Annotated in this window: 23 protein-coding genes; 6 read left to right on the top strand and 17 right to left on the bottom strand. The window is 72.8% G+C overall.

The genetic code is table 11. The annotated features are described in order from the left end of the window. Positions 1-7: 7 nt before the first annotated feature. The 11 genes from ACN9MM_RS25080 to ACN9MM_RS25030 all read right to left on the bottom strand — a co-directional run bounded on the left by ACN9MM_RS25080 (position 8) and on the right by ACN9MM_RS25030 (position 8,723). Positions 8-592 carry a hypothetical protein gene (locus ACN9MM_RS25080; protein WP_426365863.1) on the bottom strand — a complete coding sequence of 195 codons (585 nt, stop codon included), beginning with the start codon at positions 590-592 and terminating at the stop codon, positions 8-10. Positions 593-620: 28 nt separating this feature from the next. Further along, positions 621-1,262 (bottom strand): pilus assembly protein TadG-related protein, encoded by a 642-nt coding sequence (locus ACN9MM_RS25075; protein WP_426368822.1) that lies wholly within the window; start codon positions 1,260-1,262, stop codon positions 621-623. Next, positions 1,259-1,474, bottom strand: coding sequence for a Flp family type IVb pilin (locus ACN9MM_RS25070; RefSeq protein ID WP_426365862.1), 216 nt, complete (start codon positions 1,472-1,474; stop codon positions 1,259-1,261). The genes ACN9MM_RS25075 and ACN9MM_RS25070 overlap by 4 nt, the downstream gene beginning before the upstream one ends. A gap of 207 nt (positions 1,475-1,681) precedes the next feature. Continuing rightward, on the bottom strand, positions 1,682-2,569 hold the full coding sequence (locus ACN9MM_RS25065) for a DUF5936 domain-containing protein (RefSeq protein WP_426365860.1): 888 nt from the start codon (positions 2,567-2,569) through the stop codon (positions 1,682-1,684). Between the two features lie 11 nt (positions 2,570-2,580). Beyond that, entirely contained in the window at positions 2,581-3,528 is a 948-nt protein-coding gene (locus tag ACN9MM_RS25060) for a type II secretion system F family protein (protein WP_426365859.1), read from the bottom strand. Between the two features lie 117 nt (positions 3,529-3,645). Further along, on the bottom strand, positions 3,646-4,989 hold the full coding sequence (locus tag ACN9MM_RS25055) for a CpaF family protein (protein ID WP_426365858.1): 1,344 nt from the start codon (positions 4,987-4,989) through the stop codon (positions 3,646-3,648). Beyond that, on the bottom strand, positions 4,986-5,363 hold the full coding sequence (locus tag ACN9MM_RS25050; protein WP_426365856.1) for a TadE/TadG family type IV pilus assembly protein: 378 nt from the start codon (positions 5,361-5,363) through the stop codon (positions 4,986-4,988). Before ACN9MM_RS25050 ends, ACN9MM_RS25055 begins: the two co-directional genes overlap by 4 nt. Continuing rightward, positions 5,360-5,728 (bottom strand): TadE/TadG family type IV pilus assembly protein, encoded by a 369-nt coding sequence (locus tag ACN9MM_RS25045; protein WP_426365855.1) that lies wholly within the window; start codon positions 5,726-5,728, stop codon positions 5,360-5,362. Before ACN9MM_RS25045 ends, ACN9MM_RS25050 begins: the two co-directional genes overlap by 4 nt. Positions 5,729-5,731: 3 nt before the next feature. Next, positions 5,732-6,982 (bottom strand): AAA family ATPase, encoded by a 1,251-nt coding sequence (locus tag ACN9MM_RS25040; protein ID WP_426365854.1) that lies wholly within the window; start codon positions 6,980-6,982, stop codon positions 5,732-5,734. Positions 6,983-6,988: 6 nt separating this feature from the next. After that, a complete protein-coding gene (cpaB, locus tag ACN9MM_RS25035) occupies positions 6,989-7,696 on the bottom strand; it encodes a Flp pilus assembly protein CpaB (RefSeq protein WP_426365853.1) in 708 nt (235 codons plus the stop codon). A gap of 55 nt (positions 7,697-7,751) precedes the next feature. Continuing rightward, entirely contained in the window at positions 7,752-8,723 is a 972-nt protein-coding gene (locus tag ACN9MM_RS25030; RefSeq protein WP_426365851.1) for a hypothetical protein, read from the bottom strand. Positions 8,724-9,089: 366 nt separating this feature from the next. Between ACN9MM_RS25030 and ACN9MM_RS25025 the strand changes: the two genes are divergently transcribed. After that, entirely contained in the window at positions 9,090-10,811 is a 1,722-nt protein-coding gene (locus ACN9MM_RS25025) for a chitinase (protein WP_426365850.1), read from the top strand. 67 nt (positions 10,812-10,878) lie between these two features. Here ACN9MM_RS25025 and ACN9MM_RS25020 read toward each other — a convergent pair whose 3' ends face one another. After that, positions 10,879-12,171 (bottom strand): serine/threonine-protein kinase, encoded by a 1,293-nt coding sequence (locus tag ACN9MM_RS25020; protein WP_426365849.1) that lies wholly within the window; start codon positions 12,169-12,171, stop codon positions 10,879-10,881. A 71-nt stretch (positions 12,172-12,242) separates the two neighbouring features. Between ACN9MM_RS25020 and ACN9MM_RS25015 the strand changes: the two genes are divergently transcribed. Next, positions 12,243-13,595, top strand: a complete 1,353-nt coding sequence (locus tag ACN9MM_RS25015; protein ID WP_426365848.1) for a M14 family metallopeptidase — start codon at positions 12,243-12,245, stop codon at positions 13,593-13,595. Between the two features lie 64 nt (positions 13,596-13,659). On the opposite strand, the gene ACN9MM_RS25010 is transcribed toward ACN9MM_RS25015, so the two are convergent. From ACN9MM_RS25010 to ACN9MM_RS25000, 3 genes are read right to left on the bottom strand one after another with little or no spacing between them, the layout of a single operon-like run. Continuing rightward, entirely contained in the window at positions 13,660-14,070 is a 411-nt protein-coding gene (locus ACN9MM_RS25010) for a RidA family protein (RefSeq protein WP_426365847.1), read from the bottom strand. Beyond that, positions 14,067-14,831, bottom strand: coding sequence for an IclR family transcriptional regulator (locus ACN9MM_RS25005; protein ID WP_426365846.1), 765 nt, complete (start codon positions 14,829-14,831; stop codon positions 14,067-14,069). The genes ACN9MM_RS25010 and ACN9MM_RS25005 overlap by 4 nt, the downstream gene beginning before the upstream one ends. Continuing rightward, positions 14,828-15,958, bottom strand: a complete 1,131-nt coding sequence (locus tag ACN9MM_RS25000) for a sugar kinase (RefSeq protein ID WP_426365845.1) — start codon at positions 15,956-15,958, stop codon at positions 14,828-14,830. Before ACN9MM_RS25000 ends, ACN9MM_RS25005 begins: the two co-directional genes overlap by 4 nt. Before the next feature lie 123 nt (positions 15,959-16,081). Between ACN9MM_RS25000 and ACN9MM_RS24995 the strand changes: the two genes are divergently transcribed. Together ACN9MM_RS24995 and ACN9MM_RS24990 are read left to right on the top strand one after the other, a co-directional pair. After that, positions 16,082-17,347, top strand: coding sequence for an alanine racemase (locus tag ACN9MM_RS24995; protein ID WP_426365844.1), 1,266 nt, complete (start codon positions 16,082-16,084; stop codon positions 17,345-17,347). 11 nt (positions 17,348-17,358) lie between these two features. Next, positions 17,359-18,966, top strand: coding sequence for an N-acyl-D-amino-acid deacylase family protein (locus ACN9MM_RS24990; RefSeq protein WP_426365843.1), 1,608 nt, complete (start codon positions 17,359-17,361; stop codon positions 18,964-18,966). Here ACN9MM_RS24990 and mptB read toward each other — a convergent pair. Beyond that, on the bottom strand, positions 18,940-20,433 hold the full coding sequence (mptB, locus tag ACN9MM_RS24985; protein ID WP_426365842.1) for a polyprenol phosphomannose-dependent alpha 1,6 mannosyltransferase MptB: 1,494 nt from the start codon (positions 20,431-20,433) through the stop codon (positions 18,940-18,942). The genes ACN9MM_RS24990 and mptB overlap by 27 nt on opposite strands. Positions 20,434-20,583: 150 nt before the next feature. Beyond that, positions 20,584-21,066, bottom strand: a complete 483-nt coding sequence (locus ACN9MM_RS24980; protein WP_426365841.1) for a hypothetical protein — start codon at positions 21,064-21,066, stop codon at positions 20,584-20,586. A gap of 126 nt (positions 21,067-21,192) precedes the next feature. Between ACN9MM_RS24980 and ACN9MM_RS24975 the strand changes: the two genes are divergently transcribed. Together ACN9MM_RS24975 and ACN9MM_RS24970 are read left to right on the top strand one after the other, a co-directional pair. After that, positions 21,193-22,404, top strand: a complete 1,212-nt coding sequence (locus tag ACN9MM_RS24975) for a pyridoxal phosphate-dependent aminotransferase (protein WP_426365840.1) — start codon at positions 21,193-21,195, stop codon at positions 22,402-22,404. Between the two features lie 79 nt (positions 22,405-22,483). Beyond that, a complete protein-coding gene (locus tag ACN9MM_RS24970) occupies positions 22,484-22,885 on the top strand; it encodes a hypothetical protein (protein ID WP_426365839.1) in 402 nt (133 codons plus the stop codon). The last annotated feature ends 19 nt before the right edge of the window (positions 22,886-22,904 follow it).

The raw sequence follows: 22,904 nt of genomic DNA, 5'->3' as shown, positions 1-22,904 counted from the left end.
CGTCGCCTCAGGAGAGCTTGAGGGTGGCGGGTTCGAAGGTGGGGAGCTGGAAGGAGACTTCGGTGGTGTTGGCGGGGGGTGCGGGGAATTGCAGGAACACTGCGGCCGTCTCCCCTGCGGGGAGGATGTCAAGACCAGTAGTCGTCAACGGGCGGCCATCGGTGTCTCGCAAGACGTAGTAACGCTTCTTGCCTACGGAGTCGATGAGCGTGGCCCCTCCCAGAGAGTTGCCGTGCTTCATGACCTCGGTCTCGTCACCGCGAATCTGGCCAGGGAGCGCAATGGACCGCGTGGACGTGTTCTTCAACGCACCCTTGACGGTGAGGAATCCGCCTGAGTCCCTCACTGCAGAGGAGATGACGAGCTGAACTCCGTCGTTCCCTTTGAGTACGGCAAGCGTCTCGGTGGGTTCCTCGGTCGACTGCGCCTCCTGCGTGCCTGAACCGCCTTTGGGCGGAGCAACCGTCGTAGAAGTGGGCTTGTCCGTAGGGGACTTGTCCTCGGCGCCGCAACCGGCCACGAAGAGTGCCACCGACGTGATCGCGACGGCGACCGCCCCTCTGCGGGTCTTGCTTGCGTAGCGCGCGTTCATGAAGCGTGCGTCCTTTGCTCGTCGCGGGTCAGTCCGACAGTCGGACTCTGAAGAGATCTGCGGCACCGGGGAGGCTCGGACTGTCGGGCTCGATCACCCACGGCTCGCCGTCACACACGAGGCCGACCACGGGCCCCTCCTCGTCCGGCTCTTCGCCGTCCTCGTCGGGGGCCGGCGGCGTCGAACTCGGCGGGGATGTCGGCGGATCCGGAGGAGGTGACGGATCCTCGAACCTGCAACGCGGCTCGAGCACGGCTTCTGCGGATGCTCTGGCGTGACGCGACTCTTCGCCTGTCGTAGTCACCGTCACCTTGAAGCCGTTTTCACCGGTGTCGAGAGATCCACATGAGTCGAGCGCCGCCTCGTTCCGGGCCGCGAACTCCGCGGCCCGTCCGCACGCCGGGCCCTCGTAGTAGGACCTGCCCTTGAGGAACCCATCCCACTGACCCGGATCGAGAATCACGTCGATCCAGCCGTCCCGCAGCTGCTCCCGGGCGTCCTGAGCCGCAGCCAGGGCTGCCGCGTCCGCAGCGGTCTGTGCGCTGTTCCGCGTCAAAGCGGCCTGCCCCACCAGAAAGTAGGCGAACGCCAGGAACAAGAGCCCCGCAATGACCGCGATGTAGACGGGAAATGCCTGCCCCTCATCGCCCTGCCACCTGCGCCGTCTTATTTCCCGGTCAGATCGGCGATCTTCTGAGTGATGGCGTTCTTGATCGAGTTTCCGATGTCCGTACCCGTGATCGCCACCACGATCGCCACCACCACCACAATGATCCCCAGGTACTCCACCGCCGTCTGACCGCGGTCCCGCGTTCGGCGGTCCGTCCAGGCCGCAAGCTGCATGCGTGCCTTGGTCAGGGCCTTCAGCATCGCGTCGTTCATCGTGGTCCCCTCCGCGTTCGGACGCCTGCGCTTGGGCACCGTACGCCGATGGGCGGGTCGGCGGACAGGGCCCGTTCGGCGGGTGGGCCTGATGAAGAGTCCGGTCCATCACGTCCACCCCCCTCACACTCTGTCCGCACTGTGGCACATCGGGTTGCGCCCGCGAAGTCCTTTCCCCGGAATATGTCACCGCACCCCGTCAGCCGTTCACTCCCCCGTCACCGACCCGAAGTCCGTCCCCGTCCCCAGGAACAGTCCGGCGCCCAGCAGGATCATCGTCGCCGGGACCATCAGCGTCGTGATCACCATCGTCGCCTTGGGCACCGCCTTCGCGGCCTTGCGCCGGGCGTTCTGCGCGTCCGTGCGCCGCATGTCGTTGGCGATCTGGATCAGCGTGTCCACGATCGGCGCCCCCAGCTCCTCACCCTGCTGGAGCGCCGTCACGAACTGGGCCACCTGCTCCGAGTCGTTCCGCCGCCGCAGTTCGTCGAACGCCTGTCGGCGGCTGACGCCCATGTCCATCTGCCGCAGGGTGATGCGGAGTTCGTCCGACCAGGGTCCCTCGTACTTCTCCGCCACCCGTTCCAGCGCCTGCCGGAACCCCAGGCCGGCGCTGACCACGACGGCCAGGACGTCGAGGAAGTCCGGCAGCGTGCGTTCGATCTGGTCCTTGCGGATGCGGACCGCCGACCAGATCCCGACCTCCGTCCAGAACGCGCCGAAGGCCAGGAGCAGCAGCGCCGTCACGTACGAGCCCTTGCTCAGCATCACCAGGCCGCCGAGGCCGCCGAGGAAGCCGTAGACCGCGCGCCTCGCCCCGTACCGGTCGATCGTCAGGCCACCGGGGTTGCCCGCGAGGTCGATCCGGCGCCGGACCGCGTTGACCCGTTTCGGGCCCATGAGGCGCAGCACCGTCGGCGACCACCGCATGCCCAGGCGGTCGACCGCCGAGTCGACGGCTCCGGTGCGGGTGCCGCCGACCTCCAGCGCGAGTCTGAGGTCGTCGGGGAGTCTGGCGTCGGCCCGGTAGAGCCGCAGACCGTACGCGAAGCCCGCGACGGCGAGGCCTGCCAGGAGGGACAGGAGGAGGTCCACGGCGCTGTCCCCTACACGTCGATCTTCGAGAAGCGGCGGATGGCGGCGAAGCCGACCACGTACAGCGCGAACGCCGCGACGACCGCGGCCTGCCCGATGCCCGAGGAGGTCATGCGGTCGAGCGCACCGGGCTGCATGTTGTCGATGAGCAGCAGCGAGCCGACGCCGATGACCGGGACGGAGTACGCGGTCATGCTCACCTGCGAGAGCTGGGTGCGGACCTCTCGCCGGGTCTCCTTGCGCTCCTCCAGGGTCTCCGTGAGGTTGCGCAGGGAGGAGACGACGGTGCCGCCCGCCCGGTTCGCGAGGACGAGGGTGGTGACGAGGACGACGAGTTCGCGGGAGGGGAGGCGCTCGGCGAGCTCCCCCAGGGCGTCGTCGAGCGGGGTGCCCACGGCCAGCTGCTGGGCGACCTTCTCCAGTTCGTCCCCGGCCGGCGCCTCCATCTCGTCGGCGGCCAGGCTGAGGGCCATGCGCAGGGCGAGCCCGGCCTGGGTGGCGTTGGCCAGGATCCGGGAGAGCTCGGGGAGCTGGTTGATGAACCGCTCGATGCGCTTCTGCCGCTGCCAGTTGAGGTAGCCCATCGCGACCCAGATGCCGAGCAGTCCGCAGATCGGGCCGAAGAACGGGGACAGCGCGGCCTGTCCCACGATCCAGAGGACCGTCACCGTCGCCGCCAGCGCCATGGTGAACTCGCCGGGTGTGACGTCGAGTCCGGTCGCCGCGATCCGCAGCTCCAGCTTCCGGCCGAGGGCGGTCTTCCGTACGCGCCGGTCGACGCCCCGGAAGCGGCGCCTGCGGCGGCCGGTCGCGGCCTCCGGTTCACCGCTCTCGTCGAGGCGGGCGACGAGGGCCGCGTGGCGGCGGGCGCCGCTCGCGTACACCTGGACGCCGACGACGCCCAGGACGCAGGCGAGCAGCGCCACGCCGGTCGTCAGCCAGAAGGGGTCGGTCGTCATCGCCGCGCCTCGGTTCGCCAGGTCGGGTCGTCGTCGGTCATCGCCGTTCCCCCGGTCGCCAGGTCGGGTCGTCGGTCGTCGCTCCGTCGCCCGGGCGCCAGGTCGGGTCTTCGGTCATCACTCCGCCTCTCGGGTGGCCAGATGGGCGTCCGTCGCGGCCACGCCGAAGGCCTGCGGGATGGGCTGCCCTGCCAGGTACAGGCGCTCGGCGACGCGCCGGGGCAGTGGGTGGTATGTGAACCGGCCGTACACCCGCCCGTCCGCCGCGACCGGCTCGGCCTGGAAGCGGCAGACCGTGGCCAGCAGGAAGCGCTCCCGGCCGTGCGAGGCGAGGACGGAGATCTCGGTGACGCGGCGGGTGCCGTCCGGGTGCCGGGTCAGCTGGACCAGGACGTCGACCGCGCTGTTGATCTGGTCGCGGAGTGCCTCGAAGGGCACCTTCACCTCGGACATCGACGCGAGGGTCTGGAGCCGCATCAGGGCGTCCTCGGCCGAGTTCGCGTGGACGGTGGCGAGCGAGCCGTCGTGGCCGGTGGACATGGCCTGGAGCATGTCGAGCGTCTCGCCGCCGCGGACCTCGCCGACGATGATGCGGTCGGGGCGCATGCGCAGGGAGTTGCGGACGAGGTCCCGGATGGAGATGGCTCCCCGGCCCTCGATGTTCGGCGGGCGGGCCTCCAGGCGGATGACGTGGGACTGCTGGAGCTGGAGTTCGGCCGAGTCCTCGATGGTGATGATCCGCTCGCCGTCCGGGACGAGGCCGGAGAGGGCGTTGAGGAGGGTGGTCTTCCCGGTGCCGGTGGCGCCGGAGACGATCAGGTTGAACTTGGCCTGCACGAGCCCGGAGAGCAGGAGCAGCATCTGCTCGTCGAGGGAGCCGAGGCCGATCATCTCGTGGAGCGTGTACGCGCGGGGGAAGCGGCGGATGGTGAGGGTCGCGCCGGTGAGGGAGAGCGGCGGGATGATCACGTTGACGCGCTCGCCGGAGGGGAGCCGGGCGTCGACCATGGGGTTCGACTCGTCGACGCGCCGGTTGACGGTGGAGACGATCCGCTCGATGGTCTGCATGAGCTGCTCGTGGGAGGCGAAGCGGAGCGGGAGGAGTTCGACCCGGCCGCCGCGCTCGATGAAGATCTGGTCGGGGCCGTTGACCATGATCTCCGTGATGGAGGCGTCTTCGAGGAGCGGTTCGAGGACGCCGAGCCCGAGGGCCTCGTCGACGACGCGGCGGATCAGCTGTCCGCGTTCGGCGGTGGAGAGGACCGGGCCCTCGCGGCTGATGATGTGGCCGAGGACGCGCTCCAGCCGGGCCCGGCGCTCGGTCGCGGCGAGGGCGGACATCTCGGTGAGGTCGATCTCCTCCAGGAGCTTGGCCCGGAAGGCGGCGACGAGGTGTCCGTCCTCCCGGGCGGCCGCGGCACCGCTCTCCTCGGGGGCGTTGATCCGTGCGCGCAGGCTCATGGCAGGTCCTCCTCGTCGGGCATCGGCATGGTGGCGGTCTTCTTCACGGGGTCGAAGGTCCAGAAGGGGACGACCGAGGGGATGCGTACGGTCACGGTGGCGACGGCCTCGCCTCCGGCCGGCCGGACGTCCACGTCGGTGGCCCAGGTGGCGGCCGCGAATCCGGCCGCGACGGGGTCGGGCGCGTCCTCCGCGTCGCTGCTCGCAGCCCGCGCGGCCGCCCGCGCCGCTGTGCCCGCCTGCTGGGCCGCGTACGCGGCGACGCCGAGCTGGAGGCCCGCGAGCCCGACGATGAGCAGGAGGGGGAGGAACCCGAGGTACTCGATGGCGGCCTGGCCCCGGTCGCGCCGGCGCTTCCGCTGGTCGCCCCTCATGGCGTGGGGCCCGTCTCGTCCACGGCGGCCGCCTTGGCCTCGACCGGGAAGAGGCCTCCGACGCCGGGGACCAGGACCGGCACCCGGAGCGTGACCACGGCGGTCACCATGCCTTCGCCCGGGGAGCAGCTCACCTCGGCCCCGTCGAGCCAGGCCCCGTCCAGGTGCCGCTTCGCCGCCTCGCCGCAGTCGTCGCCGACGGCACCGGACCGCGCCGCCTCGTCCGCCGCGTTCCCCGCCAGTGTGTACGTGTAGCCGACCAGGACGACCTGCCACAGCAGGGCCAGGGTGAGCAGGATCAGCGGCACCATGCCGAGGAACTCCACCGCCACCTGCCCCCTGTCGTCGTCCCGGTGCGCGCGCATCGTTCAGCGGCCTCCGGCGCGGCGGCGCAGGCCCAGGGAGCCCCTGTCCCCCGCGCGGGCGAGCTCCTTGCCGGGCTGTCCGGCCGCCTGGACCAGGCCCAGTTCGCCCGCGAGGCTCCACAGGGCCTGCTTGACGGTCGACCTGGCGTCGAGTTCGTGGAGGCGGCCGGCGTCGACGACGGCCTGGAGCTCCTTGAAGTTGGCCGGGACGGCGACGCCCGCGATCCGCGTGCCGGTGATCTTCTGGACGAGGGGCGGCTGGATCTCGGTGGAGCGGTGGTGGCGGTTGACGAGGGTGACGGTCTCCTCGGCCTTGCGGACCTGGAGCCGTTCCCACATCCGTACGGTCCGCTTGGCGGCCCGGACCGCGACCACGTCCGGTGTGGTGACGAGGAGGGCGGTGTCGGCCATCTCGACGGCGGCGGCGTTGGCGCTGTCGAGCCGGGAGCCGCAGTCGAGGACGACGACCTCGTGCCGGCCGCGCAGGGCGCTGACGACCTGGCGGGCGGCGCGGTCGGTGACCTCCTCGCCGCGCTCGCCCTCCGCCGGGGCGAGGAGGAGCGAGAGGCCGGTCTCGTGGACGTAGACGGCGTCCTGGAGGACGCGGGGCGAGATGTCGGTGATGGTGGCGAGGTCGGCGACGGAGCGGCGGAACTGGACGTCGAGGTACGAGGCGATGTCGCCGCTCTGGAGGTCCATGTCGACGAGGGCGACGCTGCGTCCGGAGGCGTGGGCGGCGAGGGCGAGGTGGACGGCGGTGACGGTGGTGCCGACGCCGCCCTTGGCGCCGCTGACGGTGACGACGGTGCCGCCGGGGCCGGTGATCCGCTCGGCGCCTGCGCCGAGGTGGCGGCGGACGCCCAGGGACCACTGGGCGGCGGCCTGGACGCGGCTGGCGAGTTCCTCGTAGCCGAGGGGCAGGGTGACGAGGCCCCGGGCGCCGGAGTCCATGGCGGCGGAGAAGAGGACGGGGCTGGCGTCGGCGGTGATGAGGACGACGCCGACGGCGGGGAAGCGGAGGGCGACCTCGCGGACGAGTTCGAGGGCGGGGACGGGCCCGATCCGCTCGTGGACGAGGACGACCTCGGGGAGTTCGTCGAGGGAGGCGGCGGCGAGGCGGGCGAGGGTGTCGACGAGCTGGGTCGAGTCGGCGACCGGCGGGGCGGGTTCGGCGTCGGGGAGCTGGCTGAGCAGCGTACTGACGGACCGGGCCGCGTCGGGGTCGCCGACGGCCGGGAGGATCCTGGTGGTCATCCGGCCTCACTTGTCCTTGTCGAGCGTGTAGGTGCGGTCGCCCTTGTCGGCGGGGGAGCCGGCGGTGGACGGGGCGACGAGGGCGAGGCGTACGTGCTCGGCGAAGGACTCGGCGTACGCGACGCGCTGGGTGTCGAGGGTGGAGAGCGCGAAGGTGATGGGGACGGCGGAGGTGGCCCGGTCCGCGCGGTCGCTGCGCTGGGAGACCGGGGTGAGGCTGCCGACGTCGAGGACGCGGGCGCCGGCGACGATCAACCGGGACTGGTCGGGGTCTCCCTTCTTCTCGCCCGCGAAGGTCGCGTAGATGTTGACGGTGGCGCCCGGGTTGATCTTTCCGGCGACGCCGCTGGCGGCGTCGACCATGATCGCGATCTCCTGCTCGCCCGGCTTGAGCTGGGGCCGTTCGACGATCATGTCGCTCTGGAGGAGGGAGCCCTCCTTGAGTGCGGTGACGGCGATCTTTCCCTCGATCTGGCGGAGGTCGGTGACGGCGGTCGAGGAGAGCCAGCGCTCGGGCATGGAGATCTTCTCGAAGTCGCCCGCCTTCAGGGGCTTGTAGGGAAGCACGTCGTTCTTGAGCCGGTACGCCGTGGTCTCCGGGCCGACCTTCGAGTTCACGTCGCTGATGACGGCGAGCACTCCGGCGAAGGCGCCGAGGGCGCACAGGACGGAGAGCAGCAGCAGGATCACGCCGCGGCGCTGGCGGGAGTTCATGACCGTACTTCCTCGATCGGAGACGTGGGGCGGGGGCGGGCGGGGGCGGGGCCGTTCACGGCAGCGCGGCGCGGGCGGTGCCGGTGCCGGGCCCCAGGGCGCGGGCGTGCGCACCGGCCGGTGCGGCCGGCCCGAGGGCGTACGGGCCGGTGCGCGGCCCCGGCCCGAGGGTGTGCGCGCCGTGGTCGGGCGGTGGCGGGGCCGCCGGGGGCAGCGGCGCGGCGCAGAAGCCGCAGCGGTCGCCGATGAGCTCCATCCCGCACCAGTGGCAGGCCTCCCGTCGTACGGAGGAGACGAGCTGGTGGAGGACGGACAGGTCCGGCAGGTACGCGGTGAACTCGACGAGCTTGCCGGTGCCCCACCAGCCGGGCGAGGACGCGGGCAGGGGCGTCTCGTGCACGGGGCCGGGGATCCGCCAGGCGGGTACGAGGGTGGTGGTGGGCCAGTCGGTCTGGAGCTGGCCGCGGGCGAGGAGCAGTTCGGTGCCGAACTCCGGTCCTGCGAGGCGTTCTTCCCCGGCGCCGAGCCGTACGAGCTGCGGGGTGGGTCCGGCGAGGACGGCGAAGTGGGCGCCGGGGAGCCAGCCCTTGAGGTGCGAGCCGAGGCTGACGGGGACGCGGTCGAGTCGGGAGACGGAGCCGAGGACGGCGCCGGCGTAGATGTAGTGGGCGAGCAGCCGGGCGGCGGAGGCGAGGACTCCGGGGCTGAAGTCGCAGCCGGCGAGCTGGCGCAGCTGGCGGACGAGGACGGCCGTGCCGAGGGGTGGCAGGTCGGTCCTGACCAGGGCGATCCGGTCGCTCTCCAGGAGGGCGCGGACGGCGCGGAGCCGGTGTTCGACGGCGGGGGGCGCGCCGGTGGGGCAGACGACGACCACGTGTCCGTAGCGGGCGAGGAGCTGCTGCATGTCCGCGAGGGAGGCGTCGAGCGAGCGGGTCTCGGGGGGCGGGAGCACGGCCGCCTGCGGGGTGCGGGGGTCGGTCGCCGGCAGCACCAGGTCGGTGCTGGTGACGGCGATGGCTGTCGGCACGTCGGACCCCCCGTCCCCTCCGGCCTCCGGCGCCCCGGGGGCCGCGGATCACTGACCGCGTTCGCGGCGTCACCGCAGGGTGCCGCCGTCTCTGCACCTTATCCACGTCCCCCGGGGTGGTGAACAGACAATCCGCCAAGCTGTCCCCACTAATTTGCGCCCTGACCTCGGGCCCTGACACCGCCGCCCGCGTCCCGGCTTCCACCTCGGCCGAACTCCGTTCGGTGCCGGGGGTATTGACAACGCGATTGGTCTGGACCAACTTGTTGCGACAGCGGTGGCCACCGCCGGTACCCCCCGTACCCGCACCTTCCCTCCGTACGACGACGTACGGCACCTCCACATCCCCAACTCCCCCACCGGAGGATGCACGTGGACCGCACCACCACCCGCCCGCACGGACGGCGCCGGCTCGCCGGAGCCCTCGCGCTCGCCGTCGGCTCCGGGCTCGTCCTCGTCGGCGGAGCCGGCACCGCACAGGCGGCGGACGTCAACGTCGCCAAGAACGCCGGGTTCGAGAACGGCCTCGCCAACTGGTCCTGCTCCGCCGGGAGCGGCTCCGCCGTCTCCTCGCCGGTCCGCACCGGCACCGGCGCCCTCAGGGCCACCCCGGCCGGTCTCGACAACGCCAAGTGCGTGCAGACCGTCACCGTGAAGCCCAACTCGACCTACACGCTGAGCGCCTGGGTCCAGGGCGGCTACGCCTACCTCGGCGCCAACAACACCGGGACCGGCACCGGCACCGTCTCCACCTGGACGCCCGACAGCCCCTCCTGGAAGCAGCTCACCACCACCTTCACCACCGGCGCGAGCACCACCTCCGTGGAGATCTACACCCACGGCTGGTACGGCACCTCCCCCTACCTCGTCGACGACGTGAGCGTCTTCGGGCCCGACGGGGGCGGCGGCCAGGACCCCGACCCGGTCGTCCCGTCCACCCCGGCCGGACTCGCCGCCGGCACGGTCACCACGAGTTCCGTCGCCCTGAGCTGGGGCGCGGTCAACGGCGCCACGGCCTACAAGGTCTACCGGGACGGCGCCAACCCGCAGACGGTGACCGGCACGTCGGCCACCGTCACCGGGCTCACCGCCGACACCGCCTACCAGTTCCAGGTCTCCGCGACGAACGCCGCGGGCGAGTCCGCGAAGTCCGCCGCCGTGTCGGCCCGCACCTCCAAGGCCACCGACCCGGGCCCCGGCCCGGCCGTGCCCAAGCACGCCGTCACCGGCTACTGGCAGAACTTCGACAACGGCGCGGCGAAGCAGAAGCTGCGGGACGTCCAGGCCGCGTACGACATCATCGCGGTCTCGTTCGCCGACTCGACGGCCACGCCCGGCCAGATCACCTTCAACCTCGACCCGGCCGTCGGCTACGCCTCGGCCGCCGACTTCAAGGCCGACGTCGCGGCCAAGAAGGCGGCCGGCAAGTCCGTGATCCTCTCGGTCGGCGGCGAGAAGGGCAACGTCACGATCAACAGTGACGCCACCGCGACCGCCTTCGCCGACAGCGCGTACGCCCTGATGCAGGAGTACGGCTTCAACGGGATCGACATCGACCTGGAGCACGGCGTCAACGCCACGTACCTCACCAAGGCGCTGCGCCAGCTCTCCGCCAAGGCGGGCTCCTCGATGGTCCTGACGATGGCCCCGCAGACCATCGACATGCAGAACACGAGCTCCGAGTACTTCAAGACCGCGCTCGCCGTGAAGGACATCCTCACGGTGATCAACACCCAGTACTACAACAGCGGTTCGATGCTCGGCTGTGACGGCAAGGTCTACAGCCAGGGTTCGGTGGACTTCCTCACCGCGCTCGCCTGCATCCAGCTCCAGGGCGGCCTCGCCCCGTCGCAGGTCGGCCTGGGCGTCCCGGCCTCCACGCGGGGCGCGGGCAGCGGCTACGTCGACCCGCAGGTCGTGAAGAACGCGCTCGACTGCCTCACCAAGGGCACCGGCTGCGGCACCTTCAAGCCGGCCCAGACCTGGCCGTCGCTGCGCGGCGCCATGACCTGGTCGACCAACTGGGACGCGACGGCCGGCAACGCCTGGTCGAACGCGGTGGGCCCGCACGTGCACGGCCTGCCGTAGCGGAACCCCGGAGGTCCCGGAAGCAAGCGCAGCGCCGCCGCTCCCCCGGCGGCGCTGCGCCGTCCCGTCACAGGGGCAGGTAGTGGCGCAGCACCGGGTCGAGCAGGCGGATCCACTCGTCCACCCGGGCGGCCCGGCGCCCGTCGACCTCGCAGTCCCAGACCGAGCCGTCGTAGAGGGTGACGGCGACGCGCAGCACCCGGTCGCGCCGGACACGCTCGTACCGTACGGCCCCGATCTCGCTCCAGAGGAAGTCGGCCTCCTCGCCGAAGAAGTGCAGGGACACCCCGCTCCCGTCGACGGCGACGCCCGAGTTCCGGTCGGCGGCGGCGAAGTCCGGCGCGGGCGGGGGCGGGACGAGGGGCGGGGGCGGGACGTGGAGGTAGGCGGGATGCGGTACGGCCGCCAGGGCCTGTACGGGTACGGGCGTGGGCACGGCGTCCTGGACCCCGCCGGCCGGGGGCGCAGGCGCCGCGTCGACGGGGCCGGGCGCCACCCGGGGGTCCGGGACCGCCGGGGGCGTGGGAGCGGGCTCGTGCGGGGTCCCCGCCAGTTCGTCCATCAGGGCGTCCGGTGTGGGTCGTTCGGCGGGGTCCTTGGCGAGGCAGCGTCCCACGAGCCCGCGCAACGCCTCCGGTACGGCGCCGAGGTCGGGGGCCTCGTGCACCGAGCGGTACATGAGTCCCATCGGCGTCCCGTCCCCGAAGGGCCGCCCGCCGGCGGCGGCCACGAGGACGGCGCCGAGCGCGAACACGTCGGCGGCGCCGGTGACCTCCTCCCCGAGGGCCTGCTCGGGGGCGAGGTAGCCGGGGGTGCCGAAGGCGTTTCCGGTGGCGGTGAGCCGGGTCGACTCCAGGGCGCGGGCGATCCCGAAGTCGAGGACGCGCGGCCCGTCGGAGGCCATGACGATGTTGCCGGGCTTGAGGTCGCGGTGGACGAGCCCGCAGGCGTGGATGGCTTCCAGGGCCTCGGCGAGCGCGGCCCCGAGCGAGCGCAGCCGCGCCTCGCCCATGGGGCCCTCGGCGGTGAGGAGTCCGGAGAGGGTGGGGCCCGGGATGTAGGCGGTGGCGAGCCAGGGGGCCTCCGCCTCGGGGTCGGCGTCGACGACCTGCGCGGTGTGGAATCCGCCGACCTGCCGGGCGGCGGCGACCTCGGCGCGGAAGCGCGCACGGAAGGACGGGTCGGAGGCGAGTTCCGGCCGTGCGACCTTGACGGCGACGGCGCGCCCGCCACGCGATCGGGCCAGATAGACGGTGCCCATGCCGCCTTCGCCTAGCTTGTGCTCGATGACGTATCTACCGATGAGGGTCCCCACCGGGACAGTATGGCCGAACTCCCCATCTTGACCGGTCCATGACATCGCCGGACCATGTGCGCGGACACCCGCACGACTTGGTCGCACTCCCCCACACTCCCCACCCAGGAGACAGCATGCGACGTCCCACCCGCGGCAGAAGGACCGCCACCCTCGCGGCCCTCGTGGCGTTCGCCCTCGCGGCGCCCCTCTCCGCCCTCAGCACCCCCGCCGGGGCCGACCCGGCGCCGACCGCCGCCCGCATCGCGTCCGGCGCGGAGGAGGTGATCCGGCAGTACGAGATCGCCGGACCGTCCACCGTCGCCGCCCGCAGCGCACTGACCGCCACCGGCGTCTCGATCGACGAGGTCGACGCCCGCTCGGTCGTCGTCAGCGCCAACACCGAACAGCTCGCCCGGCTCAAGGCCCTCGGCTACGCGCCGGTCGCCCTGCCCGGCCCGCCGAACCGCAGCGCGGAGGGCGACAAGAAGGTCGGCCCGGCCGACTTCCCCTCCGCCGACGCGAAGTACCACAACTACGCGGAGATGACCGCGGAGATCGACCAGCGCCTCGCCGCCTACCCCTCGATCATGAGCAGGCGGGTCATCGGCAAGACGTACCAGGGCCGGGACATCGTCGCCATCAAGGTCAGCGACAACGTCGCCACCGACGAGAACGAGCCCGAGGTCCTCTTCACCCACCACCAGCACGCCCGCGAGCACCTCACCGTCGAGATGGCGCTGTACCTGCTGCGCGAGCTCGGCGCGGGCTACGGCACCGACCCCCGCATCACCGGCATGGTGAACAGCCGCGAGATCTGGATCGTCCCGGACCTCAACCCGGACGGCGGCGAGTACGACATCGCGAGCGGCTCCTACCGCAGCTGGCGCAAGAACCGGCAGCCCAACTCCGGCTCCTCCTACATCGGCACGGACCTGAACCGGAACTGGGACTTCAAGTGGGGCTGCTGCGGCGGCTCCTCCGGCTCGAAGAGCTCCGAGACCTACCGGGGCGCGGCACCCGAGTCCGCCCCCGAGGTGAAGGTCGTGGCCGACTTCGTACGGTCCCGGGTGGTCGGCGGCAAGCAGCAGATCACGGCGGCCATCGACTTCCACACGTACAGCGAGCTGGTCCTCTGGCCCTTCGGCTGGACCACGGCCAACACCACCACCGGCATGACGCAGGACGACCGCGACGCCTTCGCGACCATCGGCCGGTCGATGGCGGCGAGCAACGGGTACACGCCCGAGCAGTCCAGCGACCTGTACATCACGGACGGCTCGATCGACGACTACCTGTGGGGTACGCAGAAGATCTTCGCGTACACGTTCGAGATGTACCCGTCGAACGGTGGCGGCGGCTTCTACCCGCCCGACGAGGTCATCGACCGCGAGACGAGCCGCAACCGTGAGGCGGTCCTCCAGCTCCTGGAGAACGCCGACTGCATGTACCGCTCGATCGGCAAGCAGGCCCAGTACTGCGCGGCCTGACGACCCGTGGACGAGAGGGTGCCCCGGCGGGGTCCGTACCGCCGGGGCACCCTCTCGTCCCGTCTCAGCCGAGTACGGCCAGCGCGTCGATCTCGATGAGGAGACCGGCCGGGAGGCCGACGTAGACGGTGGTGCGGGCGGAGGCCGGGGCCTTGAGGCCCTCCTCCTGGAAGTACTGGTTGTAGATCTCGTTCATCTCGGCGAAGTGGTCCACGTCCGTGAGGTAGACGCGCATCATCATCACGTCGTCCCAGCCCGCGCCGCCCTCCTCCAGGATCGCCTTGACGTTGGCGAAGGTCTGGAGGGTCTGCTCGCGCAGGGTCGGGCCCGCGACCGTCGGGGCCTGCCCCTCCGCGGCGGGCAGGAATCCGACCTGGCCGGCGACCTGGAGGATGTTGCCCTTCTTCACGCCGTGCGAGAACCTCGCGGGCGGCGCGGTGTGGGTGGCGGGGGTGAGGGCGGTCTTCTCGGTCATGCGCTGGCTTCCTTCGTCGGGGCGGTGCCGGAGTACTCGCGGCTGATGGCGTCCGCGGTGTCGCGCACCTGCGGGAGGAGGGTGAGGAGTTCCTCGGCGGTGACGACCACGTTGGGCGCCGAGACCGACATGGCGGCGACGACGCGCCCGTCGGCGCCGCGGATGGGGGCGCCGACACAGTTGATGGACTCCTCGTGGCCACCGAGGTCGGTGGCCCAGCCCTGCTCGCGCACGGACGCCAGCTCCTTGAGGAACGCGGCGGCGTTCGGCGTCGAACGGGGCGTGTACGGGGGGTAGTCGAGCCTGGCGGCGACGGCGCGCCGCTCCGGCTCGGGCAGGTCGGCGAGGAGCAGCTTGGCGACGGCGGCGACGGTGATCGCGACGGGCTTGCCGATGCGCGAGTACATGCGGACCGGGTAGCGGCTCTCGACCTTGTCGATGTAGACGACCTCGCCCTCCTCGTACACCGCGAGGTGGATCGTGTGCCCGATCCGCTCGTTGAGGGCGGTGAGGTAGGGGTGGGCGATCTCGCGGACGTCCAGGTTCTCGACGGCCTCCTGCGCGAGCGCGAAGAGACGGGCACCGAGGCGGTAGCGCTGGTCCTGCTGCCGGTGGACGAGCCCGTGCTCGTGGAGCGTGCGCAGCAGCCGAAGGGCCGTGGACTTGTGGACGCCGAGCCGCTCGGCGACCTGGCCGAGGTCGGCGGGCCCCTGGGCGAGCAGCGGCAGGATGCTGAGCGCCCGGTCGACGGTCTGGCTCATGGCGTACGTACCTCCTGGTCGTCCCCCGTCCAGCCGGGGCCGAGGTGAAGTGTGCCCCAGGCGGCGTCGCCGAGCGCGACGAGGCGGTCGGCGTGGCCGCGGCGGGGCGGGGCGGCGACGTCCCCGGGGACGGTGAGCACGGCGGCGGCCATGAGATGCCCGTGCCGGAGCCGCGCGGCCGTCCCGAGCCCGCGAAGGGTCGCGGAGAGAAACCCGGCGGCGAACGCGTCCCCGGCCCCGACGGGCGAGACGAGGGCGACGCGGGGGGCGGGGACGGGGGTGACGGCGTCGGGAGCGGGACCGCTGCGCGGGGCCTCTTTCCTCACCCCGCCCCTTTCCGGACCGGGGCTCCGCGCCCCGATCGCCGGCGGGGCCGGATCGCGGCGCTCGAACGCCACCGCCCCCTCCCCGCCCCGCTTGACCACGACCACTCCGGGCTCCGCCAGAACCGCACGGATCGCCTCCGGATCCCCGACCCCCCACAACCGCTCCGCCTCGTCCGCGCCCACGAAGACGACATCCGCTCCCCGGGCGAGTTCGAGGAGCACCTCGGAGGCGCTCCCGTCCCGCCACAGCCCCGCCCGGTGGTTCACGTCGAACGACACCAGCGGCCGTCCGGGCCGCGGAGAGGTGAGCTCCCGCATCAGTGCCAGGCAGTCCGCCGACAGCGCCGCCGTGATGCCGGTGACGTGGAGGATCCGGGCGTCGGCGACGGAGGCGTACGGGACGGTCGCCGGCGACATCGCGGACGCGGCGGAACCGGCCCGGTAGTAGACGACCTCGTGCGCGTCGGTGGCCCGGTCCTCGTCGGTGCGGAAGTAGACGCCGGTCGGCCGGTGCGGGTCGCGCCCGACGGCGGTGACGTCGACGCCGTGCGCGCCGATGGCCGAGACAAGGTGGTCGCCGAAGCCGTCCCGGCCGACGCGGCCGACCCAGCGGACGCGGTGCCCGGCGGCGGCCAGGGCGCAGGCGACGTTGGACTCGGCGCCGCCGATCGCGCGCGTGAAGGAGGGGACGTCGGCGAGGCGGCCCGGCCGGGAGGGCAGGAAGGTGACCATGGACTCGCCGAGGCAGACGACGTCGGGGGCCTGGTCCACGGGCCCGTCCACGGGCGTGGGTCCGCTCACTCTCGGGCTCCCTCAGACTCGTACGGGTCCATTGACCCGGCCTCGGCCCGGATGTTAGACAGCCCTGAGCACTGTGCGCAATGAGCGTTGCACATCCCGCAACGCCCACGATGAGGAGGCCTCATGCCCGACCTGGCGAACGAGCGCGTCGACCACCGCTTCAAGGCCCTGCCCCCGGACGCCGAGGGCCTGACCGTCGGCGAACTCTCCGCCCAGCGGCGCAACCTCTTCACCGGCGGCTACACCACCCCCGTCCTCGCCCTCTCCGCCGAGTCCGTCGAGCACAACCTCCGCCTCCTGGAGACCTACGCCGAGCGCCACCACCTCGCGTTCGCGCCGCACGGCAAGACCTCCATGGCCCCCCAGCTCTTCGACCGGCAGCTGGAGCACGGCGCCTGGGGCATCACCGCCGCCGTCCCGCACCAGGCCCGCGTCTACCGCGCCCACGGCGTCGCCCGGATCTTCCTCGCGAACGAGCTCGTCGACCCCGTCGCCCTCCGCTGGTTCGCCGCCGAACTCGACGCCGACCCCGGCTTCCGCCTCGTCTGCTACGTCGACTCCGTGCGCGGCGTCGAGCTGATGGACGAGGCCCTGCGCGCGGCGGGCGCGGCCCGCCCCGTGGACGTGGTCGTCGAGCTGGCCGCCGGAGCGACGGGCCGGACGGGCGTGCGGACCGAGACGGAGTGCGCCGCCGTCGCCGACGCGGTCGCCGCCGTCCCCACCCTGCGGCTCGTCGGCGTCGCCGGGTACGAGGGCACGATGCCCGGCGCCGACGCCGGCCTCGTGCGGGAGTGGCTGCGCCGGCTCGTCGCGCTCGCCGCCGACTTCGACAAGGCCGGCCGCTTCGACCCGGCCGTCGGCGAGATCGTCGTGAGCGCGGGCGGCAGCGAGTGGTTCGACACGGTCGCCGAGGTCTTCGCGGAGATCCCCGGCCTCTCCCTCCCCGTCCTGAAGCTGCTGCGCTCCGGCGCTTACGTCTCCCACGACGACGGCCAGTACCGCAACCGCACGCCCTTCAACCGGATCCCCGAGGAGGGCGCGCTCCAGCCCGCCTTCCGGCTCTGGTCGCAGGTCGTGTCCCGTCCCACCGCCGAGCAGGCCTTCACCAACGCGGGCAAGCGGGACGCCGCCCACGACCTGCACCTCCCCGAGGCCCAGGTGGTCCGCGACGGCCGCACGGGTGAGATCCGCCCGGCCGAGGGCATCACCGTGACGGGCCTCTCCGACCAGCACGCCTGGCTCGCCACCGGACCGGGCGCGGACCTGGAGGTCGGCGACTGGGTGGGGATGGGCCTGTCCCACCCCTGCACGATCTTCGACAAGTGGCAGCTGATCCCGGTCGTCGAGGCCGACGGCACGGTGGTCGACCACATCCGCACGTTCTTCTAGGGGGCACGGACATGGACCTCGTCTTCCGCGACGCGGAGGTCGTCGACGGCAGCGGCGGCGACTCCTACCGGGCCGACGTCGCGATCGAGGGCGGCCGGATCGTCTCGATCGTCAAGGAGGCCGCGGCGGCGGGCTGCCAGCGCCCGACCGCCCGCCGCGTCCTGGACGCCGAGGGCCTCGTCCTCTCCCCCGGTTTCATCGACATGCACGCCCACAGCGACCTCGCGCTGCTCCGCGACCCGGACCACAGCGCGAAGGCCGCGCAGGGCGTGACCCTGGAGGTCCTGGGCCAGGACGGCCTGTCGTACGCGCCGGTGGACGACCGCACCCTCGGCGAGGTCCGCCGGGCGATCGCCGGGTGGAACGGCGGTGCGCCCGGGGACACGACCGTCGAGTTCGACTGGCGCACGGTCGGCGAGTACCTGGACCGTCTGGACGGGGCGCACGGGGGCCGGGGGATCGCCGTCAACGCCGCGTACCTCGTCCCCCAGGGCACGGTCCGCATGTACGCGATGGGGTGGGAGAACCGCCCGGCGACGGCGACCGAGCTCGACCGCATGCGGCGGCTCGTCGCGGAGGGCCTGGAGCAGGGCGCGGTCGGCATGTCGTCCGGCCTGACCTACACCCCCGGGATGTACGCGCCGGACTCCGAGCTCACCGAGCTGTGCCGGGTGGTCGCGCGGTACGGCGGCTACTACTGCCCGCACCACCGCTCGTACGGGGCGGGGGCGCTCGGCGCGTACGAGGAGATGGTGGCGCTCACCCGGGAGGCGGGCTGCGCCCTGCACCTGGCCCACGCCACCATGAACTTCGGCGTGAACGAGGGCAGGGCCCCCGAGCTCCTGGCCCTCCTCGACGAGGCCCTCGACGCGGGCGCCGACATCACCCTCGACACCTACCCGTACACCCCGGGCAGTACGACGCTGCTCGCGCTGCTGCCGAGCTGGGCGAGCGAGGGCGGCCCGGAGGCCGCCCTGGCGCGGCTGCGCGACGGCACGACGGCGGAACGGATCCGGCACCACCTGGAGGAGCTCGGCTCGGACGGCTGCCACGGGGTGCCGGTCGACTGGGCGACGATCGAGATCTCGGGCGTGACCGACCCGGCCCTGGCGGACCACGTGGGCCGCCGGGTGGACGGCTGGGCGACGGCCCTCCGGCTCCTGGTCGAGGACCGGCTCGGCACGACGATCCTCCAGCACGTGGGCCACGAGGAGAACGTCCGGACGATCATGCGCCACCGGGTGCACACGGGAGGCTCGGACGGCATCCTCCAGGGGCTGAAGCCGCACCCGCGCGCGTACGGCACGTTCCCGGAGTACCTGGGGCGGTACGTGCGCGAGCTCGGCGTGCTGTCCCTGGAGGAGTGCGTCGCCCACCTCACCTCCCGGCCCGCGGCCCGCCTCCGCCTCCCGGACCGGGGCCTGGTGCGGGAGGGCTTCGTGGCGGACCTGGTCCTCTTCGACCCGGCGACGGTCGCGTCGGCGGCGACGTACGAGAACCCCCGCACCCTCCCGGTGGGCATCCCGCACGTGCTGGTCGACGGCAGGTTCGTCATGGAGGACGGCCGGAGGACGGACGTCCTGGCGGGCCGGTCAGTGCGGAGGACGCATCTCCGCTGAGTCGCGCGGCGTCGCCGCCTCGCGCGCGTCGCGGGTGCGCTGGGGCGGAACGGGCGGGCTCGACCGCACCGCGTCCGCCGGGAACCCGGCGCCCCACGGCTCCCTCCGCACCCACACCAGGCCCACCACCAGGACGAGCCCCGCCAGCACGAATCCGAACCACGGGGTGTGCCCCGAGGGCTGGGTCTCGTGGACGAGCGCGGCCGAGAGCACGGCCAGCACCTGCCCCGCCCGGCCGCGCCAGGCGACCGCGGCGACGACGACCGTCCCCCACAGCAGGTACCAGGGCTGGACCATCGGCGAGAGCGCGACGAGCGCGACCAGCGAGAGCCCGAGGCCGAGGACGGGGTCGAGACGGCCCCGGTACGAGCGCCAGGCGAGCGCCGCGACGACCGCGAGGGCCGCGACGAGCCCCAGCTTCTGGACGACGCCCTTCACGGGCTCCGCCTCGCCCCCGAAGAGCAGCCCGAGGCCGAGCCCGAGGTCGCTCGTGAGGGACAGCGGCGTGTGGATGGCCGCGGCGACGCTCTGCGTCCGCAGCCACCCGAACCCGGTCCCGGCCAGGAGCGAGGCCCCCGCCGCCACGGCGCCCGCGACGGCCCCCGGCAGGACGAGTCCCTTCACCAAGCCCCGTACGCCGCCACCGCGCGCGAGGAGCACGCCGATGAAGAGCAGGGCGACCGCCGCCGGGGACTTGATCATCATCGCGAGGCCGACGAGGACGGAGCCGAGCACCCACCGCCCGCGGGTGGCGAGCAGGACGCCGCCGAGCATGAGACCGATCATCAGCCCGTCGTTGTGCATGCCGCCGACGACGTGGATCAGCAGCAGCGGGTTGAGCGCGGCGAGCCAGAGCGCGCCGTCCCGGCCGCCGGGCCCGCCGCCGAGGCCCCGGACGGCCCAGACGATCAGGGCGAGGGCGCCGACGGCGATCAGGCGCATCCCGAGGACGGCGGGCACGACCGCCCCGCCGGTGACCTTCACGACGGCCGCGGCGAGGAGGAGGAAGGCGGGTCCGTACGGGGCGGGGGTGTCGGTCCAGTTCCCGCCGACGCTCGCCGCCGCGTCCCAGCCGAGGTCGCCGGGGCCGAGGACGGAGGGTCCGGAGCCGTACACGTCGTGGCCTTCGAGGACCATCGCGCCCTGGGCGATGTAGCTGTAGACGTCGGCGCTGTGCAGCGGCGGGGCGAGGAGCAGCGGCGCGGTCCAGCAGGCGAGGGTCGCGAGGACCCCGTCCCGCAGGCCCCGTGCGAGGAGCACGCCGTAGCGCCACCAGGCGGCGACGAGCAGGGCCAGACCGAGGTACGCGAGGACGGCGCCGGCGACGGTGAGCGCGGAGCCGCGCGGCTCCCAGAGCCCCCAGCCGCCGCGTACGGGCAGCGTTCCGGCGGCCCAGCCGCCCACGGCGACGCCGAGCGCCCCGGCCGCACCCAGCCACCGGCATCCGGAAGCACTGAAACCCCACATGACGGGCCAACCTATCCCGACCACCCGGGGTCCTCCGATTCGAGACCGGGACGAGGACCCGCGGATCGGACCGGGCCCTCGGCGGACGCTCCCACCGCCCCGGACGGGGCCGCCGGCGAAGGCCCCTTTTCCGGCCGCTTGCCCGCTCCCCTACTTCAGCCGCTTGGCCGCTCCGCGTCCCTTCCCCGGCTTCCCCGGCCGGCCGCCGTCCGCGGAAGGGGCCGTGGCCGCGGGCGAGGGCGTCCGCGAGGCGTCGATGGCCGGGGTCGTGGACCCGGAGGGGGCGGCGGTGGCCGTGGTCTTCACGGACGGCGTGCCCGTACCGCCGCCGGGCACGGACGTGGCACCGCCCGGGGCCGCGGGGGCGCCGGAGGCCCCCGCGCCCGAGGTGCCCGGCGTCCCGTCGGACGGGTCGGCCTGGATCATCGCGGGCGGCCCGTCCGCCCCGCCCTCGGCGGGGGACCGCGTACCGCCGCTCTTGCCGAGGCCGCCGGCGAGCAGCGCGGCCGCGAGGCCGAGGACGGTGACGCCGCCCCCGGCGAGCAGCCACACCGCTCCTGCGCCCCGGCGTGCGGGGGCGTGGCGGCGGCGGGCGCGCCGGGGTCCGGCGGCGCCGGCGTCGTGGTGGCTCATGGCCGGGATTGTAGGGAGCACGACACGGCCGATGCGATCCGGGTCACACCCCGTCCCACGTGCGGCGCTGTCCGACGTGTCCCAAAACACGGCGCGGCGTGGGCGCCCCCGCCGTAAGCTCTCGTCATGCAGGTGATCCAGTCCACGAAGCTCGCCAACGTCTGTTACGAAATCCGGGGTCCGGTGCTCGAAGAGGCAATGCGGCTTGAGGCCGCGGGTCATCGCATCCTCAAGCTGAACACGGGGAATCCGGCCGCCTTCGGCTTCGAGTGTCCGCCCGCCATCCTCGAGGACGTGCTCCGCAACCTCTCCGAGGCGCACGGTTACGGCGACGCGAAGGGGCTGCTCTCGGCCCGCCGGGCGGTGATGAGCCACTACGAGACGAAGGGCATCCCGCTCTCCGTCGAGGACATCTACCTGGGCAACGGCGTCTCGGAGCTGATCCAGATGTCGATGCAGGCGCTGCTCGACGACGGCGACGAGGTGCTGGTCCCGGCTCCGGACTATCCGCTGTGGACGGCGTCGGTGTCGCTCGCGGGCGGTACGGCCGTGCACTACCGCTGCGACGAGCAGTCCGACTGGATGCCGGACCTCGCGGACATCGAGCGGAAGATCACCGACCGCACCAAGGCGATCGTGATCATCAACCCGAACAATCCGACGGGCGCCGTCTACGACGACGAGATGCTCCGCTCGCTGACGGAGATCGCCCGCCGTCACGACCTGGTGGTCTGCTCGGACGAGATCTACGACAAGATCCTCTACGACGGCACCACGCACACCCCGACCGCCGCGATCGCCCCCGATCTCCTCGTCCTCACGTTCAACGGGATGAGCAAGAACTACCGGGTGGCCGGTTTCCGCTCCGGCTGGCTCGCGGTCTGCGGCCCGAAGCACCACGCCTCCTCGTACATCGAGGGCCTCACGATCCTCGCGAACATGCGCCTGTGCGCGAACATGCCGGCGCAGCACGCGGTGGCCGCCGCGCTCCAGGGGCGGCAGTCGATCGAGGACCTGGTGCTGCCGGGCGGGCGGCTCCTGGAGCAGCGGGACACGGCGTACGAGCTGCTGACGCAGATTCCGGGCGTGACGTGCGTGAAGCCGAAGGGCGCGCTGTACCTCTTCCCGCGCCTCGACCCGAACGTCTACAAGATCAAGGACGACCGGCAGATGGTCCTGGACCTGCTGCGGGCCGAGAAGATCATGGTGGTGCACGGGACGGGCTTCAACTGGCACGAGCCCGATCACTTCCGGATCGTGACGCTGCCGGCGGCCGCGGACCTGGCGGACGCGGTGACCCGGATCGGCCGGTTCCTGGACGGGTACAGCCAGCCCTGACCCCCGAATGAGACGACGCTCAACTTTAGACCGGATCTAAGCTAGGATGGCCGCAGCACAACCGAAGGAGGCCATCCCCATGTACGAACCGATCCGCACCAAGTCGGTCCACCGGATGGCCGACGACGCCCAGGACGCGTATCCGCACCGCTCCCGCGAGGAGGAGCTGGACATCCAGCTCGCCGGACACCTCGCCGCCCTGCTCGCCGTCACCGACGAGCTGGGCGACACGGAGGCCGGCGAGCTCATCGCCCGGCAGGTGGCGCGGCTGCGCGGCGCACCGCCCGCGCGGCACGCCGGACTGAGCGGCTCGCCCGCACAGGACCTGCACCGCAAGGCGCACGCCCTCGCGGGCCGCGCCCTGGTCGTCGCCGCCTCCCGGGCCGACACGGCCGCCGCGATCCTCGCCGCCGGGCGGATGGACGCGCACACCGCGGCGCTGACCGGGGAACCCACCCTGGCCGCAGTCGCCACCCCCTGACGGCCCCGGGCCGCGCGGC

Origin of the sequence: Streptomyces sp. E-08, assembly GCF_049913095.1 — a bacterium.
Taxonomy (GTDB): Bacteria; Actinomycetota; Actinomycetes; order Streptomycetales; family Streptomycetaceae; genus Streptomyces.
The sequence above is the reverse complement of the archived record's forward strand: the minus strand, read 5'-3'. Positions and strand labels throughout refer to the sequence as shown.